This window comes from Microbulbifer maximicatervae (SeqCode), assembly GCF_052467325.1.
Genome location: NZ_CP174310.1, coordinates 1,880,998 through 1,895,370 on the forward strand (window position 1 = coordinate 1,880,998; position 14,373 = coordinate 1,895,370).

Sequence of the window (14,373 nt, forward strand, 5' to 3'; positions counted from 1 at the left end):
CGAAAATTTGTAAGTTATTTACCTAATTTGCCATAATCACTAATAAGGCAATCAATCTTAAAGGGCCTCGGATAAGATACATGCTTATATCCAGCCTACACTTAAGTACTGAGCAAGCAAGAAGCGCCACATCTCAAACTACTTGGCTAGCCATTATCAGCCTCCTCTTAGGCGCAGCCTGTATTCAGTTAGTTATCATGCGCTTTTTTAATGGGCAAATGGCACCGGATGTCTTCGCAAGTTTATTACATCAGTTTGTACAGACTAAGGGCACACCTGCACTTGTCAAATCACTGGTCAGCTACCTTATCCCCTACTCAGCTTTTGTGACCTATACACTCCACCTGGCACTATTGCTTGCTGGAACCCTCTTGATATTGCGTGTTTTTATTGTTTTGGGCGCGACACTCATGTTTTTCGGCTTTATCTTGCTGTGGGGATTGACTTACATGGGAGAAAACAGCTGGTACTTCGAGTTTTTGTCACCTGCGTTATTTGCCTTAATCTTGGCAGTTAGCATTTACAAGCTCCATAAAGACTCTCAATACAATTTTCGTTCTCGGTTTTTAGGCGCGGTGATAGCACCGAGAGTAAGCCTATTAACCTGGGGTTGTGCGATTGTTGTAGCATCTGCTCTCTTATTTGGGGTCTTTACAATGTCACGCAATGGTGGCGATTACGTATTCACTGTAAGCGCCCTATCCAGCATTACCGTTGCCATTTTATCAATAGCTTCAAAGTATTTAGACAAGTATCGAAATACTCCCCCCAAACAGGATTCAACTCCGATATTAGGGCGCTGGATTGATCTTTTTACCTTCACCATCGGGGTAATGTTAGTCTTTCAGGTTTTTGAGGATGGGCTATTAAATTGGTTTACTGTAGAAGGGTACCGAGGTCTCATTAACTCCTATGTCGAATACGGGAATACACCGTATTGGTATCGGGGAGCCTTGGCCTGGGTAGCGGATCACGCCGAGATCTTTATGCCAACCCAGAGAGTATTCGAGACCTTTGCTGCAATCTGTATGGTAATTTTAGTCTTTCGATTTCCAGTTGTACTGCTGGCGACCGGTCTCTTTGCCATTCTCTCTTTTACGGAATTTGGAGTTACGAATGCTTGGCCTCCCGCACCAGGCAAGCCTCCCGCCTGGGTATTTGAACTACTGCTTACAACATCGGTTAGCTTTACCTGCGGTCTCTATTACTTACTAGATGCTATTGCGCACAAATCCTGGAAGCATTGGATATTGGGTCCCAAAATATTTGACTCAATATCAGATTTCAATAAGTGTTTTTTATTTATTTTCTTACTTATTATCGAAGTAATTATATTTTCCTCCACTCCCATACAAGAGGAGACCAAATTCATTGCACTACACTTCTCAGCACTGTCACTTATTCCTTTATTCTTCATTATGATCATCCTGGATAAATACCGAGCAATCACACCCAATATAGATTTTTATACCAACCCAAATGGGAAAAATCATAACCAACTACCGTAAGCTCCCACCTACTTTGGCTTTAAGTAATAAACCCTATAAAACGGACGTTTGTGCAATTTATATGGCCGGCAATATTGCAGCAACAACTAACAGGAGTAATTCCACGGTACAATGTGGACATAAGCGAATATTGGTAGCCGAGGCCCCTTCGCCTACGAACTTCCTCTGATAACGTTATAGAAATTTTATTGGGTTAATTTGCGTCATGAAGACTCTTCATCTGGTAATTTTATTTAGCATCCTGTCTATTTTTTCTACTTATGTGGCAGCAGAGAGAATTAAGATCGACAACTCTCTCACTATCCACTACGAACAAGCGGGTAATGGCGATACGACAATCATCTTTATTCCCGGCTGGATGATGTCTACAAAGGTTTTCGAGCATCAACTTGCCCATTTCAAGGACTCCACCAAGTATCGCGCGCTAGCTTATGATCCCCGCGGCCAGGGCATGTCATCCAAGCCTGTTGAGGGCCATACTTATCAGCAACACGCTCGAGACTTAGCTGCACTGATTGACAAGCTGGGGCTTGATAGCGTGATTCTCGCGGGTTGGTCCTATGGAGTGACCGAGCAACTGGCCTATCTCAACCAGTTCGGCACTGACAAGATAAAAGCCATGATTATGATCGACACTGGCCCGGATATTTCTGGGGCCAGCCGGGACGAGTGGGTCTGGTATCTGAATGATGATTCAGACGGATACTCGCGCTCATTCACTGAGGGGATTATTGAGGATCGCGAAAATGTGATTGTAGAGTTCGTCAAATGGATGCTTGAAAATCCCACTGCAGAAAATATTGCCTGGGTGTCTAATATCGCCAATCAAACCTCTAGCAGCGTCGCCGCAATTACCAGCGCTACTGGTTTTTACCTCGACTACAGCAAAGACCTTATCGGCCTTGAAGGGAAGATTCCCATGCTATATGTGGTACGAAATGAAGCTAAGGAAGTGGCTGACAAATGGATCAAAGCTAATACCCCTTCCGCCACTACCGCTTATATGGGAAAGCATATGATGTTTTGGGAGAGGCCCGATGAATTCAATGCAGTGGTCGATCAATTTCTGGAGAATATAGAAACTAAGTAGCATTCACTATTTTGTTAAACTTAGGGAAGACTGACTTCAGCCTGCCCTAAGCTTTAAGTCTGCAGGCCCTACTTCTTCGACTTACCCCCCGCTCAACAAGGCATATCTCCCAGTCAAGGCACTTGACATCTAAAGGGTCAATAAATAGATTTAAGTCATATAACAATAAATTGTTTACTTCTTCCGGCACAAACATCGGCGCACGTCGACACGAGTACCCTCTACTGAAAATACCTGACAAGTAGGCAAAAGCAGCTTTCTTCAGCCAGTTTTAGCTGGTTAATTTAACCCGAACTTTAGTATTACACCCTAAAATAATACCTACATGGAGAGTGGAAAATGAGAGTTCTATTTTTAGCCTTGATAAGTGTTTGTTCGCTGATAGCAAATGCTTCAGATTTTATTCTCGCACAAAAGACGGAAATCAAATCAGATTTCCTTGGTGAAAACCGAACCATCTTGGTGAAACTTCCCGAACAATATAAGGATAATGACAAAGAATATCCCGTGCTCTACGTATTACATGCTCAGTGGGACATGCTTTCTACTTTGTCTACTATCGATTTACTTGAAGGCCAAGTGCCCAATTTTATCGTGATTGGTGTAGAGGGAATGGGTAAGGAGTTGCGCCCGGATCAAGGTAAATTGACAGTATTTTCTCAGTTCCTAGCGGACGAAGTTGTGCCCTATGTCAATACAAACTATCGAACCGCAGATTTTAGTATTTTGTCTGGGCACTCCAACTCTGGCCGCTTCGTACTGGACTACTGGCTAAACGACAAAGCACCATTTTCACAGTACTTTGCGTTTAGCCCATCATTAGAGGATAAATATATAACCGGGCGAGTTTCCAATTTAGCACCTAAACAACTCAAAGAGCTTTCCCCGCTGACCGTGACCATCGCTAACGAGGGGAGTCATATGCAAGTCCCATTTGACGAATTGAGCCAAGCTCTCGCAAATGTACCGGGTGCAACCTTTACCTTCCAGAAATTCCCAGAGCAATCCCACAGAACGACTAAACATCACTCTATGCAATTTGCCCTTCAACACACCTTTACAGGGTGGGAACCTACTTACGAAATTAAGGTAAGTGGGTTTGATGGACTGACAAACCACTACCATAATTTATCAGATAAATTTGGCTTCAAAGTAGTTATTCCCACCAATACCCTGCAGCGCTTGATGGCCCACCATGCCATTTCCAACTCTGAAAACGCAGCTAGCGAATTAAAACTCCATATCGCATACACCATTAAAGAAATTTCGGGCGGGGTCGATGCCACAGTCGAAACAGCAGACTACCTGCTGAACAATGGCTATGAAGAGGCAGGGGAAACCATATTGAAAGAGATGTGCAACCAGGCTGAAGAGCACGCTCGCTGCAAAGGCTGACAAAAATCAGCTCGAAGGCCAGACACACTCTCAATGTGAAGCGAGCCCACTAAAACTTATCGGAAAGTTTACAGAGTAAAAAAGGAAGCTACCCGCCCTATCATGATTTAGGTGCGGGCTTCTATAAAGGCAGGCTCTCGTTAGCGGCGTGCGGCGAAAATGCCACCGGTCATTACCGCTAAAGAAGATAAAAGTCCAACACCTACCAAGCTATACAAGCTAATGGATTGCTTGGCCATCTCGGCAACTACCTCACTGAAAGGGAACTGCCAGGCAATGATCCCTAAGGCAGCTGCTACCGCGATATACTGAGAGTAACTGGAACGACGCTTTGAGCGTTTAGGCTGTGCAGGGAGCGCGGCCATCACGCGGTCACAAAAACCATCGTTATCCAAATGGGGCTCATTGAACTGGAGCTGTTCACTTAGCCAGGCGTCAAACTCCCGGTCGTTGCCCTCTAATGCCATTTCACTCAAGGCGTTACCTTTCGTGTTGCGCTGTTCAAAGTTAACCATTTACCACCTCCTCACGCCAGGGCTGTAGCAAGCTACGCAGCTTAGCCCGAGCACGGTTGACATGGGATTTTACCGTACCAAGCGGCAATTTCATAATACTTGCCGCCTCCTCGTGAGAAAAGCCCCTGTGCATACACAGATGGATTGCTTGCCGTTGCGGGCCACTCAGGGTATCCATCGCGGCAGTGAGGTCCCTAGCCATCCCTAACTGCCGGGATTCTTCAATAGCCTCATCGGCCTGAGCCCTATCCACTGCCTCTTGATCCACATCGGGCATATTCTTACGCTTGTGGCTCATGACGAGATTATAGGCGATACGGTACAGCCAGGTGCTGAAGCGGGCATCCCCCCTGAACGCCGGCAACGCCTTATAGGCCTTAATAAAGGCCTCCTGCGCCATATCGTCTGCCAGACCCTGGTCACCATCACACAGCTGTCGGAGCGAGTATCGCAGCTGAGATTGATAGCGACGAACCAGCTGGGCGTATGCCCGCTGGTCCCCGTCTTTGACGGCCCGCCTGATTAATTCCTCGTCATTGAGGTCCATACTCGCCTTTCCTACACCTGCTTGTTATCAAGCTTCCAGTTCACATAGCGAGCCACACCGATAAACAGAGGGATCAAGCCGAGACTGCCTACTCCAATACCCGCAAGGGCTGAGAGTGAGATGAATACTGCAGCGCCTATTGCGATCAGAGTGATACCGCGATCACTGGAGCTATTTGGCTCTCTCTCATCCAAAAGATCAATTAGCTCCGGGGGCACATCCCGACCATCAGCAACCATCTGGTTGATATTACTCATAACCAGTTGTTTCTTGCGATAGCTGCTGCGCGTTACCAACCAGACAATAAACACTGGCATGCCAAATACACAGAGCAGCGCTACTATTGGGATTACAGATGAGTCGTCACTTCCAGAGTGGTGTGAGTCATGGTGATCCCAGTGCCTACCCCGGTAGTCACGACTTTCCGATAACCTGATTCTGACATTGTCCGGTACGCTATTCAGGGTATCTTCAGTAACCTTGCCGTCTACATCCAGAATGCCCTTGCTTTTCAGCCGTTCAATAATTTCCTGGCTTAGGGGGCCGCCAAATTCCTGCCCCAAGTCAACCCGAACCTCACTTTTCTCACCATTCTCGCCTTCGGATTTGATCGTGAGAACACCATCCTCACGCAATATACGGACGCGGGTTTCAGATTCGGAGGCCTCCACACCTGGCGGCGGCGGGGGCTCTGGGACAAATGAGTCCTCCTCCTGGGCCCAGCTGCCCATGCTTATGCTGGATGCCGCAATGGCCACCCAACAGCAGATGACTGCCTGGAATGATTGTTTATTTCTCGCTCTCATTACTTACTCTCTAATCATTTTCGTTATCAGTGGTGTAAACCGTCGTTGGGGGGAGGTGACCTACATCACCATCATTCGAGCCTTGGAGTAGGGGTAAGCCATTCCTCCTCGGGGCTCCTTTTCCTCAGCAATACGCACAGGAGTTAGCCGGCTAACCTTCTCACTCTTATCAGTGCACTCACCAAGCTTCCTAAGTATTTGCTGATCAATTTTCTGTGTGAGCTCTCGGTGAATCCCATCCTGGGAAAGCGTCAGCTCGGAGGCATTAACCTGACCCACTTGCAGAGCCGCAACTATTAGAGATAGCGCGACGCAAAATTGTACCTTTTTAGTTGATCTCGCAGTAAACATTGTGATCTCCCGTTTTTCCCTTGCACGCCACTATGACGATTCGTGGAGCCCAGTTGGATGCAGCTGTATATTTTTTTTTACGCCAACACTTGGAACCACCTTCTAATGGTCATCACTGGGCTGGAACGATCGGATAAACTCGGAACACAATACGGAATGAGAACTTCGATATGACAACCCCTGATGATGTCCTGGTTTTTTGGTTTGGCAGCACTGATATTCGTGGCAACTCTATTGCTGCGGAGAAGCAGGGTTTATGGTTTGCCGCTACTCCGGAAGTGGACGCCGACATCAAGACAAGGTTTGGAGCTATTGCCGAGTCAGCGCAGCGTGGAGAGCTGGACCATTGGCAGCAAACTTTGAAAGGCGAACTCGCCTTGCTACTGGTATGTGACCAACTATCCAGAAACATTTACCGGGGCACCCGCCAGGCGTTCGCTGCAGACTCCCAAGCTCTGGCAATTACAATGTCGCTGATTCAGCGCGGAGAGGCCCCGAATCTTGGGCTCTACCAGCAGGTATTCCTGGGCATGCCGCTAGAGCACAGCGAAGACCTCGTGACCCAGCAACACTCGGTAGACTACTTTCGACAGTTGCAGCAAACCTTCGCAGAAGACAAAATTGCCTCGCCCTATCTCGACACTCATTATCGATACGCCCTTGCCCATCAAGAGGTCATCGAGCGATTTGGGCGCTTCCCTCACCGCAATGCGGCTTTGGGTCGCACTTCCACTCAAGCAGAAAAAGAATGGCTGGCTCAAGGGGGCGGCTTTAAATAATGGATTTACTCAGTTGGTTATCTCTCGCAGGGATCTGTGCCCTCGGTGCCATGTCACCGGGACCAAGTCTTCTTATCGTCTTACGCAGCGCCTCCTCAGGCCTACAACAAGGCCTGGCCAGTGCTATTGCTCACGGAGCCGGGGTCGCTATATACGCAATTCTTACCGCATTTGGCCTGGCGGTGCTGATTACTAGCTCTCCTCTTCTATTTAACATTCTGCAGTGGGCCGGTGCAGCAATGCTGGTCTACCTGGGCTGGAAAGCCCTCAGTGCCCCCGCACCGGGTACCAGTACTGCAACCGTACAACCTCCACACCAGAGCCTGAAGCGCTCTATCGCTCAAGGTTTTGGTGTTGCCTTCTTCAACCCCAAGATCGCCGTATTTTTCACCGCCCTATTCAGCCAGTTTGTGTCAGAACAGCAAGCCCTGAGCACCAAGCTGGGCATGGCAGCGCTGGTTTCAGGAGTGGATGCAATTTGGTACTGCATCGTTGCCCTGGCGGTTCACGCCAGCCGTAAACGCCAGCTGGTCAGCAAGCATATTGGCCATCGCATCCAACAGGTTTTCGGGATCTTACTGATAGGACTGGCTGCCCGGCTGATCCTTAGCATCTAAAGCCACAGGCCTGCAGAAAGCTTCACTACCTCAGTTCACCACACCCAAATAAAAAACAGGCCCGCAAGCGGGCCTGTTAAATGATGTGAAGACAGCCAGTCGCCCCGGGGGGAATGCGTCTGGCTGTATGCACATTATGACAGTGTTCACGCTTAATGGCGGACCAATCATCGCACCTGCTGGTCTTTTGACCGCATAGGGCCCTTTCTTCACCGCATCGTTGACACTGAATATTTATACAGTTAGGGTAGCGGCATACAAACTAAGTGGACAGTCTAATAGACGATTGGGAGGCACACGATGGCCGTAGTAGCTGTTTGGAAATGCGATAGAGACGGAGCAATGTTCGACAACAAAAAAGACGCTGAAGAACACGATAAGATGCTGGAGCTCGCAGCTAATATCACGTCGCTGATTGAGCGCCACATCGACAGCATTGATGAGCAAGTGGGCGAAGAGATCGGCCTGCTGTTGGCCAAACGCCGCGATGCCCTGGCTAAAGCCTGTAAAGGGAAGCCTGAAGTACTACTCGAAGAAGACGAAAACATGGTGCAGGAGAGCGAAGATGATCGCGTAACCCCGCTCGCCGCCAATCAGTAAACGCTTATAGATTCATCCCTGTACTCTGCCCGGTTCTACCGGGCTTTTTTGCGTGGGGCTCATACTGAGCCTCACCAATAAACTTCAAAGATTAATTACGGCATTAACAATGTTAATGACCGCCAACACAACGATAACGACCCAGCTGATTAAAGTTCCCCAGAAGCGTCCAAAGTGCAGCCCGCCTTTGCCCTTGGTCAGTCCATAGGCATGAAATACCCGTGAGATAAAAAAGAGCGCCCCAAAGAGGTGTAACCACAGTGCGGGCAAACCACCCAATTCTGCAGCCAGCAACAGAAGCAGCGCTATCGGAGTGTACTCAATCGCATTAGCGTGAACTCGCACCCTAATCTCATTGAAACGATCATCTCCGGTTCCAATTCCCACTTTCTTTGTGCGACGAAACTCGACTACCCTGAATGCCAAGTAAATAATCAGAAGCGCACAAAGGCCGGTGTAGAGTGCTGTGATATTCGCCATGTTTTTTCCTTGTTCTTATCAATCAGGCCAGGGAATATATCCCCGAAAGCGAGTATTCCGCCACACAAATCCTGCACAATCCAATGGACCATTCAGACCAATAGGTAGACGGGAAAAGAAAAGCGGGCTAGAAGCCCGCTCTTTGCATCTTAGTGCTTGTAACCAAATTCATGGCCCTTTGCGGGCTTGAGGTGTCGATCTCTGAGGCGCGTTGAGCGATTCACCAGAGATTGATTCTCACCCTCAATCAGGACCTGCTCAGCGTAGCTGGTAACTTCCAGGGGATCACCGCTCCAGATCACAATATCCGCAACCGCGCCCTGCTCCAACGTACCGCCCTCAAGATTAAAAATCTCAGCAACATTACTACTGATCGCTTTTAGGGCCTCCTCGTAGGGCAAGCCATTGGCTACAGCATTTCCGGCGGACTGACGGGAAAGGTAGACATTGTGAGTCGCCACATAATCGGGCCCACTGATTGCTACCTTTACCCCAGCTTTGGTCAGAATCGCAGCATTGTCCAGCCGCGCCCCCAAACTGGAAAATGAAGCCGGAATATTGTTGATCGCATCTATGACTACAGGCACCTGGGCCTGTGCCAGTTTGTCTGCAACCATCCAACCTTCTGCTGCACCGACAATGATGAGCTTCACCTTGTAGGCTTTAGCCAGCTCCAGTACAGCAAGAATATCGCTGGCACGGTTGGCAGTTACCATTAAAGGCTCCTTACCATCGATCACCGGCTGCAGAGCTTGCAGATCTGCCAGATCGTAATCCAGCTCTCGCCACTCTCCACGGTGAATTGCTGCACGATTATCACGATACTCCTGAGCTTCACGCAGAGCGTTCTCCACCTTGGCATAAGCATTGGCACGGCTGCCGCCGGCCAATTCACCACCGGACTCTCCCAGATAAGCTTTTTGCGCAACATTCTTTACTTTGACGCTATCAAATTCACCATTCAACTTGATAGCAAAACTGCGCCCTGCAAATATCTGCTGAGCATCGATAGCACCGCTGTCCCAAGTGCTGATTCCCGGTGAAACAACGGCACTGGTGACTCCACCCGCCCGGTTGAATGGGATCAGGGTGGACTTAGGGTTGTAAGCAGGTACCGGATTGAAGGCGCTACCGATACTGTCACCGGTCACTTGGTGATCGTTGGTGGCACTGGCCGCACTAATCTCGACCAACCCCAGTTCAGAAATGGGCGCTATCACACCGGGCGTCACCACCTTGTTGCGCGCATCAATTACCTGATCTGCAGTCACCTCCAGAGAGGGGGCCACCCGTTGGACCTTGCCATCCACAACCAGAATATCTGCGGACTCCAGGCTGCCCTGCCCCGCCAGGGTGTGTACCTTGCCACCCTTGATCAGGATGGTCTCTGCCTGGCCAGTGGCTGACATCAACCCCAGGGCCAGCACACAATAAACAGCTACTTTTCTCACAGTCGCTCTCCCTCTGCATCGAGAATACCCAACTCGAAATCGGTGCGTGGCTGACGTTTCTTGTCCGCGCGATCGAACATCAATTCCCCATCGATGAAAACTTGATCTACATGGGTGTAAACACTGAAGGGGCTGCCGGACCAAACAACGATATCCGCCATCTTGCCGCTCTCAAGGCTGCCAGTTTGATCGGCAATACCCAGAGCCTTGGCGGGGTTCAAGGTCATCCAAACCACTGCATCCTTGGGCTGAATATCGAAGCCCGCACGCTGGCCTGCAGTCATTGCCTTCGCGGTCTCCTCGTGCAAATGCTGTACGCCAACACCGGAGTCCGAGTGAATCATTGCGCAGGCTTTGGCTTGATCCACAATGGCGATATTGGCCTCGGTCATATCGTAGGCCTCATGCTTAAAGCCCCACCAATCAGCCCACATTGCCGCACAGACATTGTTTTCAGCCAGCAGGTCAGCAACCTTGTAAGCTTCCACTGCGTGGTGGAAAGTGGAAATTTTGAAATCAAACTCCTTGGCAACGTCCATCATCACCGCCATTTCCTCACCGCGGTAGCAATGGTTGTGAACGAGAATATCGCCATTGAGTACGCCCGCCAGAGTTTCCATCTGCAGGTCGCGCTTGGGCTCATCCCCTCCGTTCTCAACGTAATCCTCCCACTCCTGCTTGTAGGCACTCGCTTTAATCCAGGCATCGCGATAGCCGGCTACGTTACCCATTCGAGTTGAGGGGGAGCTACCTTTGCCACCGTAAACCCGCTTGGGGTTTTCACCACAGGCCATTTTCAAACCGTAGGGAGCGCCGGGGAATTTCATATCCTGGACACTGCGGCCGGGTACATTTTTCAGGGTGACACTGCGGCCACCAAACAAGTTGGCCGAGCCCGGCAAGATTTGCAGGGTTGTTACACCTCCGGCAAGAGCCAAGGGAAACTGGGGGTCTTGGGTCCAGACAGAGTGCTCCGACCAAACCTGGGCAGTGTTTGGCGAGGTCATCTCATTGCCATCCTGGGCAGATTCGATCCCTGGAGCTGGATAATCACCCAGGTGAGAATGCACATCGATAATGCCGGGAGTGACCCACTTACCGTTGCCATCGACAATCAAGGCGCCTTCGGGGGCCTGCAACCCCTTACCGATCTCCTTGATCTTGCCATTTTCAAACAACAGGTCCGCATTTTCTTGCTGCTCCCCAGTGCCGGTAAGCAGGGTAGCTCCCTGAATCAACACAGGGCGGGACTGAGTTACAGAATAAGTGGAGGGGAAGGCGTCCACACGAGCGAAATCGAGGGATCTCGGTTCGCTGTCAACACGCTTCTCTCCGCATGCGGACAGCAGTAGCGAGGCACCTAATAGAGCCGCGATACTGCGCCCGAGAATTCGGGATTGCAGCTGCATAGTCATTCATCCAATTGTTTTGAATATTGGCGGTGAATGCTACCAGTTTGTACCGACAGAGCCACTACCCAATTTGTCACAAATGACCGGCAATAAACAAATACCCCCTCACAAAAGTATTCATAGCAGCCTGCAAGCATCGCTACTGCAACGCGAAAATACACGGGATGACATAACGAACTAAAAAGAACAGCCAGTCAACAAAGAATGTCTATACGGTCAAAATACACCGCCCTGCCTATATACTTTTGAACATCTTCATGGTGGAATTTCTGGCGGGAAAACAGGCCGCCGCATTCAGGAGGAAAAATAGGTGATCAAGGAAAACAACATGCCCATTTTTCCGCTCTCCCCATCGATTGCTACCAATTCGGATAAAGACTCAACTCAAGTCTATGAAGCCTTGCGTAAAAGTGAGGAACGTTATCGGGAGCTGGTTGAACATGCCAATTCGATCATTATGCGCTGCGATCAACACGGTCGTATCACATCCTTTAACGAGTACGCTCAACAGTTATTTGGCTATACAGAAGCCGAGATAATTGGCAGACATTTAATTGGCACAATTGTCCCTGCTAGCGAGACAAGCGGCCGAGATCTACGACAATTGATAGAGCGTATTTGCCAATCCCCAGAGGAACACCGTTACAATATTAATGAAAACGTTACCAAAAGCGGTAAGCGTATATGGATCGCCTGGACCAATAAAATCATTTCAGATGAAAAAGGCAATCCTGCGGGAATTCTCAGCATTGGCTCGGACATCACTAAACAACGATTACTGGAAGAAGAGCTTCGACAAGCTCAAAAAATGCAAGCCATCGGTGAGCTTGCTGGTGGAATTGCCCACGATTTCAATAATATGATTCATGGTATCAATGGTTATGCTGAAGTTATTCGACAAATATCCACTGATGCCCGTATCAATGAGTATACCAATCATATATTAACGACAGCCCGGCATGCGGCAGAGCTTACCAAGCAGCTGCTTACCTTCGCTCGAAAAGGAAATTACCAACTTAAGGACTGTAATACTCACGAAATTATTCGTGATGTTTGCGCCATGCTGACCCGCACAATTGATCGTAGAATCGAAATTGAGCAGCAGTTAAATGCAAGTCGCCCACATATCGTAGGTGATCCCGCTCAACTTAAGAGCGCCCTACTGAATATTGGGATCAATGCCAAGGATGCCATGCCCTGCGGTGGTTCACTGAGTTTTGTAACAAGTAATATCACCATTGAAAGATCAGCTTCTATCGCTGATTTTGAAGTTCAACCGGGTCAATATCTTTTAATAACAATTACCGATAGCGGCACTGGCATGTCTGACGAAGTGCGGCGTCGTATTTTTGAACCATTTTTCACCACCAAGGAAAGTGGACGTGGTGCTGGACTGGGCCTTGCCGCAGTGCACGGCACCATTCATTTACATAAGGGCGCTATACAGTGTCAGAGCCGTGAGGGAATTGGCAGCTGCTTTAAGCTATACCTGCCAATTTCCAAGCCCCCAGTCAAAAAGAGAACTTACCAGGCCAAGAAACTGGCTCGCGAGCGCAAGTTGCGCATTATGGTTGTCGACGATGAGGCAATTGTCCGCACCTACTCTAAAGCCCTGTTCGAAATGAACGGCCACAACGTCGTTACCTTTGCGACGGCGGAGCAGGCAATAACTTACTACCGAAAATATAGTGATGAAGTAGATTTGGTCCTACTGGATATGATTATGCCAGGCATGGATGGGCAAGAATTGTTCGCTTTTTTAAAACGGATTAACCCCGAAGTGAAAGCTATTCTTTCCACCGGTTACAGCGTGGATAGTAAAGTTCAGGAAGTAATTTCTGACGGGGTTCTGGATTGCATTCAGAAACCATTTACGTTCGAGCGTCTCAGTAAAAAGATTGAAGAGATGATTACCAGCGGAAAAATAACTTTACCCAGGTAACAAAAAAATTCTATCTGAATCGCCGCGACCAGCCTAGCTAACAACTACGCCACAGAGTTCAGATACCAGTTAGTTGGCTTATGGAATGACCTCTATGATAATTCGCTGTAAAAAGTGAAGTGATAAAGTAATCAGGATAAGGCTACCCAAAAGCAGCTCAAGCGGAACTTCCTATAACTTTAGCGCTTGCAGCTCCCCAACCAAAATCAATCGATATGTCATCATCTTCCCGCTCAGTACAATCTCGATAATTTTCAAGCCGATGCTTTCTTAGTGGTATGTCACAATTTTGCCGCTACGGTCCCCTTCCCTACCAATCTTGTCAGCTTGGTATGCTCGTCTCCTATTTCAGTGGACACAGCCTCCACGAAGCGTACCATGCCCGCTAAAATTGCTGCGTTATAGTGCTCTCCACTTGCCTCAAGCTCCTCAACGGCTGCGTTCATATCCTTGAGAGCCCTGGATGCTTCCAAATCCCACTCCTGCAGCTTGGCGAGACTCGCCTTCGCAGATGCCACTTGCTGCCCATCAACCCGGTCTTGAGTCGCCGCAAGACTCTCCGCTCGGACGGCCTTTATCTCAGCATCATACTTACGAATAGTAGTCAGGGAACGACGAACAATACTGTTCAACTTGATAACAGTATCCCGCTCGAATGCAGCCTTAATGTCATTGCTAGCCAGTGCCACTGAAGCGGGTGTTTTTGCGGGGTGGATAACGCTTTCAACATCCGGTGCCGACTCCTGTTCACCTACCCAGACCTTCTCGTTTTCGACTGGCTCTATGAGTGTGTGCGTAGCTAAAAACCCAAAAGCGATTATTCCGAACACTGCCACTGCAATATATCGTTTGCTATTCATACGGTGAGTTACCTTTGGTG

The 14,373-nt window shown here is 48.9% G+C and carries 15 protein-coding genes; 7 read left to right on the plus strand and 8 right to left on the minus strand.

Annotation, left to right across the window (positions count from 1 at the left end; genetic code table 11):
* Positions 1-80 precede the first annotated feature (80 nt).
* The 3 genes from ACJJIE_RS08500 to ACJJIE_RS08510 all read left to right on the plus strand — a co-directional run bounded on the left by ACJJIE_RS08500 (position 81) and on the right by ACJJIE_RS08510 (position 3,993).
* A complete protein-coding gene (locus tag ACJJIE_RS08500; protein ID WP_444894296.1) occupies positions 81-1,508 on the plus strand; it encodes a hypothetical protein in 1,428 nt (475 codons plus the stop codon).
* Positions 1,509-1,713: 205 nt separating this feature from the next.
* Positions 1,714-2,598, plus strand: coding sequence for an alpha/beta fold hydrolase (locus ACJJIE_RS08505; RefSeq protein WP_444894297.1), 885 nt, complete (start codon positions 1,714-1,716; stop codon positions 2,596-2,598).
* A gap of 339 nt (positions 2,599-2,937) precedes the next feature.
* Complete coding sequence (locus tag ACJJIE_RS08510) at positions 2,938-3,993, plus strand: alpha/beta hydrolase (protein ID WP_444894298.1); 1,056 nt, start codon at positions 2,938-2,940, stop codon at positions 3,991-3,993.
* Positions 3,994-4,133: 140 nt separating this feature from the next.
* On the opposite strand, the gene ACJJIE_RS08515 is transcribed toward ACJJIE_RS08510, so the two are convergent.
* The 4 genes from ACJJIE_RS08515 to ACJJIE_RS08530 are packed head-to-tail and all read right to left on the minus strand — an operon-like array spanning position 4,134 to position 6,212.
* Positions 4,134-4,508, minus strand: coding sequence for a hypothetical protein (locus tag ACJJIE_RS08515; RefSeq protein ID WP_282933382.1), 375 nt, complete (start codon positions 4,506-4,508; stop codon positions 4,134-4,136).
* The gene (locus ACJJIE_RS08520; RefSeq protein WP_282933383.1) at positions 4,501-5,055 is read right to left on the minus strand and encodes an RNA polymerase sigma factor; all 555 of its coding nucleotides are present in this window, start codon (positions 5,053-5,055) and stop codon (positions 4,501-4,503) included. The genes ACJJIE_RS08515 and ACJJIE_RS08520 overlap by 8 nt, the downstream gene beginning before the upstream one ends.
* Positions 5,056-5,066: 11 nt before the next feature.
* On the minus strand, positions 5,067-5,861 hold the full coding sequence (locus tag ACJJIE_RS08525; RefSeq protein WP_282933384.1) for a DUF6249 domain-containing protein: 795 nt from the start codon (positions 5,859-5,861) through the stop codon (positions 5,067-5,069).
* 60 nt (positions 5,862-5,921) lie between these two features.
* Positions 5,922-6,212 (minus strand): hypothetical protein, encoded by a 291-nt coding sequence (locus ACJJIE_RS08530; RefSeq protein WP_282933385.1) that lies wholly within the window; start codon positions 6,210-6,212, stop codon positions 5,922-5,924.
* 170 nt (positions 6,213-6,382) lie between these two features.
* Between ACJJIE_RS08530 and ACJJIE_RS08535 the strand changes: the two genes are divergently transcribed.
* The 3 genes from ACJJIE_RS08535 to ACJJIE_RS08545 all read left to right on the plus strand — a co-directional run bounded on the left by ACJJIE_RS08535 (position 6,383) and on the right by ACJJIE_RS08545 (position 8,208).
* Positions 6,383-6,991 (plus strand): DUF924 family protein, encoded by a 609-nt coding sequence (locus ACJJIE_RS08535; protein ID WP_282933386.1) that lies wholly within the window; start codon positions 6,383-6,385, stop codon positions 6,989-6,991.
* Positions 6,991-7,608: a LysE family translocator gene (locus tag ACJJIE_RS08540; protein ID WP_282933387.1), complete on the plus strand. Its 618-nt coding sequence runs from the start codon at positions 6,991-6,993 to the stop codon at positions 7,606-7,608. The genes ACJJIE_RS08535 and ACJJIE_RS08540 overlap by 1 nt, the downstream gene beginning before the upstream one ends.
* 300 nt (positions 7,609-7,908) lie before the next feature.
* Positions 7,909-8,208 (plus strand): YebG family protein, encoded by a 300-nt coding sequence (locus ACJJIE_RS08545; protein ID WP_108732704.1) that lies wholly within the window; start codon positions 7,909-7,911, stop codon positions 8,206-8,208.
* 84 nt (positions 8,209-8,292) lie between these two features.
* On the opposite strand, the gene ACJJIE_RS08550 is transcribed toward ACJJIE_RS08545, so the two are convergent.
* From ACJJIE_RS08550 to ACJJIE_RS08560, 3 genes are all read right to left on the minus strand, one after another.
* On the minus strand, positions 8,293-8,688 hold the full coding sequence (locus ACJJIE_RS08550) for an MAPEG family protein (protein ID WP_108732703.1): 396 nt from the start codon (positions 8,686-8,688) through the stop codon (positions 8,293-8,295).
* Positions 8,689-8,837: 149 nt separating this feature from the next.
* Positions 8,838-10,139 carry an amidohydrolase family protein gene (locus ACJJIE_RS08555; RefSeq protein ID WP_444894299.1) on the minus strand — a complete coding sequence of 434 codons (1,302 nt, stop codon included), beginning with the start codon at positions 10,137-10,139 and terminating at the stop codon, positions 8,838-8,840.
* Complete coding sequence (locus tag ACJJIE_RS08560) at positions 10,136-11,548, minus strand: amidohydrolase (protein WP_444894300.1); 1,413 nt, start codon at positions 11,546-11,548, stop codon at positions 10,136-10,138. Before ACJJIE_RS08560 ends, ACJJIE_RS08555 begins: the two co-directional genes overlap by 4 nt.
* Before the next feature lie 331 nt (positions 11,549-11,879).
* Here ACJJIE_RS08560 and ACJJIE_RS08565 point away from each other — a divergent pair, with 331 nt between their 5' ends.
* Positions 11,880-13,493 (plus strand): hybrid sensor histidine kinase/response regulator, encoded by a 1,614-nt coding sequence (locus ACJJIE_RS08565; RefSeq protein WP_282933390.1) that lies wholly within the window; start codon positions 11,880-11,882, stop codon positions 13,491-13,493.
* 281 nt (positions 13,494-13,774) lie between these two features.
* Here ACJJIE_RS08565 and ACJJIE_RS08570 read toward each other — a convergent pair whose 3' ends face one another.
* Entirely contained in the window at positions 13,775-14,353 is a 579-nt protein-coding gene (locus ACJJIE_RS08570) for a hypothetical protein (protein WP_444894301.1), read from the minus strand.
* Between the last annotated feature and the right edge of the window lie 20 nt (positions 14,354-14,373).

Excerpts from the sequence above, each read along its gene's own strand:
- ACJJIE_RS08500 (WP_444894296.1), top strand. The coding sequence starts at position 81 with ATGCTTATATCCAGCCTACACTTAAGTACTGAGCAAGCAAGAAGCGCC.
- ACJJIE_RS08570 (WP_444894301.1), bottom strand. The coding sequence starts at position 14,353 with ATGAATAGCAAACGATATATTGCAGTGGCAGTGTTCGGAATAATCGCT.
- ACJJIE_RS08510 (WP_444894298.1), top strand. The coding sequence starts at position 2,938 with ATGAGAGTTCTATTTTTAGCCTTGATAAGTGTTTGTTCGCTGATAGCA.
- ACJJIE_RS08530 (WP_282933385.1), bottom strand. The coding sequence starts at position 6,212 with ATGTTTACTGCGAGATCAACTAAAAAGGTACAATTTTGCGTCGCGCTA.
- ACJJIE_RS08540 (WP_282933387.1), top strand. The coding sequence starts at position 6,991 with ATGGATTTACTCAGTTGGTTATCTCTCGCAGGGATCTGTGCCCTCGGT.
- ACJJIE_RS08545 (WP_108732704.1), top strand. The coding sequence starts at position 7,909 with ATGGCCGTAGTAGCTGTTTGGAAATGCGATAGAGACGGAGCAATGTTC.
- ACJJIE_RS08505 (WP_444894297.1), top strand. The coding sequence starts at position 1,714 with ATGAAGACTCTTCATCTGGTAATTTTATTTAGCATCCTGTCTATTTTT.
- ACJJIE_RS08515 (WP_282933382.1), bottom strand. The coding sequence starts at position 4,508 with ATGGTTAACTTTGAACAGCGCAACACGAAAGGTAACGCCTTGAGTGAA.
- ACJJIE_RS08565 (WP_282933390.1), top strand. The coding sequence starts at position 11,880 with ATGCCCATTTTTCCGCTCTCCCCATCGATTGCTACCAATTCGGATAAA.
- ACJJIE_RS08560 (WP_444894300.1), bottom strand. The coding sequence starts at position 11,548 with ATGCAGCTGCAATCCCGAATTCTCGGGCGCAGTATCGCGGCTCTATTA.
- ACJJIE_RS08525 (WP_282933384.1), bottom strand. The coding sequence starts at position 5,861 with ATGAGAGCGAGAAATAAACAATCATTCCAGGCAGTCATCTGCTGTTGG.
- ACJJIE_RS08520 (WP_282933383.1), bottom strand. The coding sequence starts at position 5,055 with ATGGACCTCAATGACGAGGAATTAATCAGGCGGGCCGTCAAAGACGGG.
- ACJJIE_RS08535 (WP_282933386.1), top strand. The coding sequence starts at position 6,383 with ATGACAACCCCTGATGATGTCCTGGTTTTTTGGTTTGGCAGCACTGAT.
- ACJJIE_RS08550 (WP_108732703.1), bottom strand. The coding sequence starts at position 8,688 with ATGGCGAATATCACAGCACTCTACACCGGCCTTTGTGCGCTTCTGATT.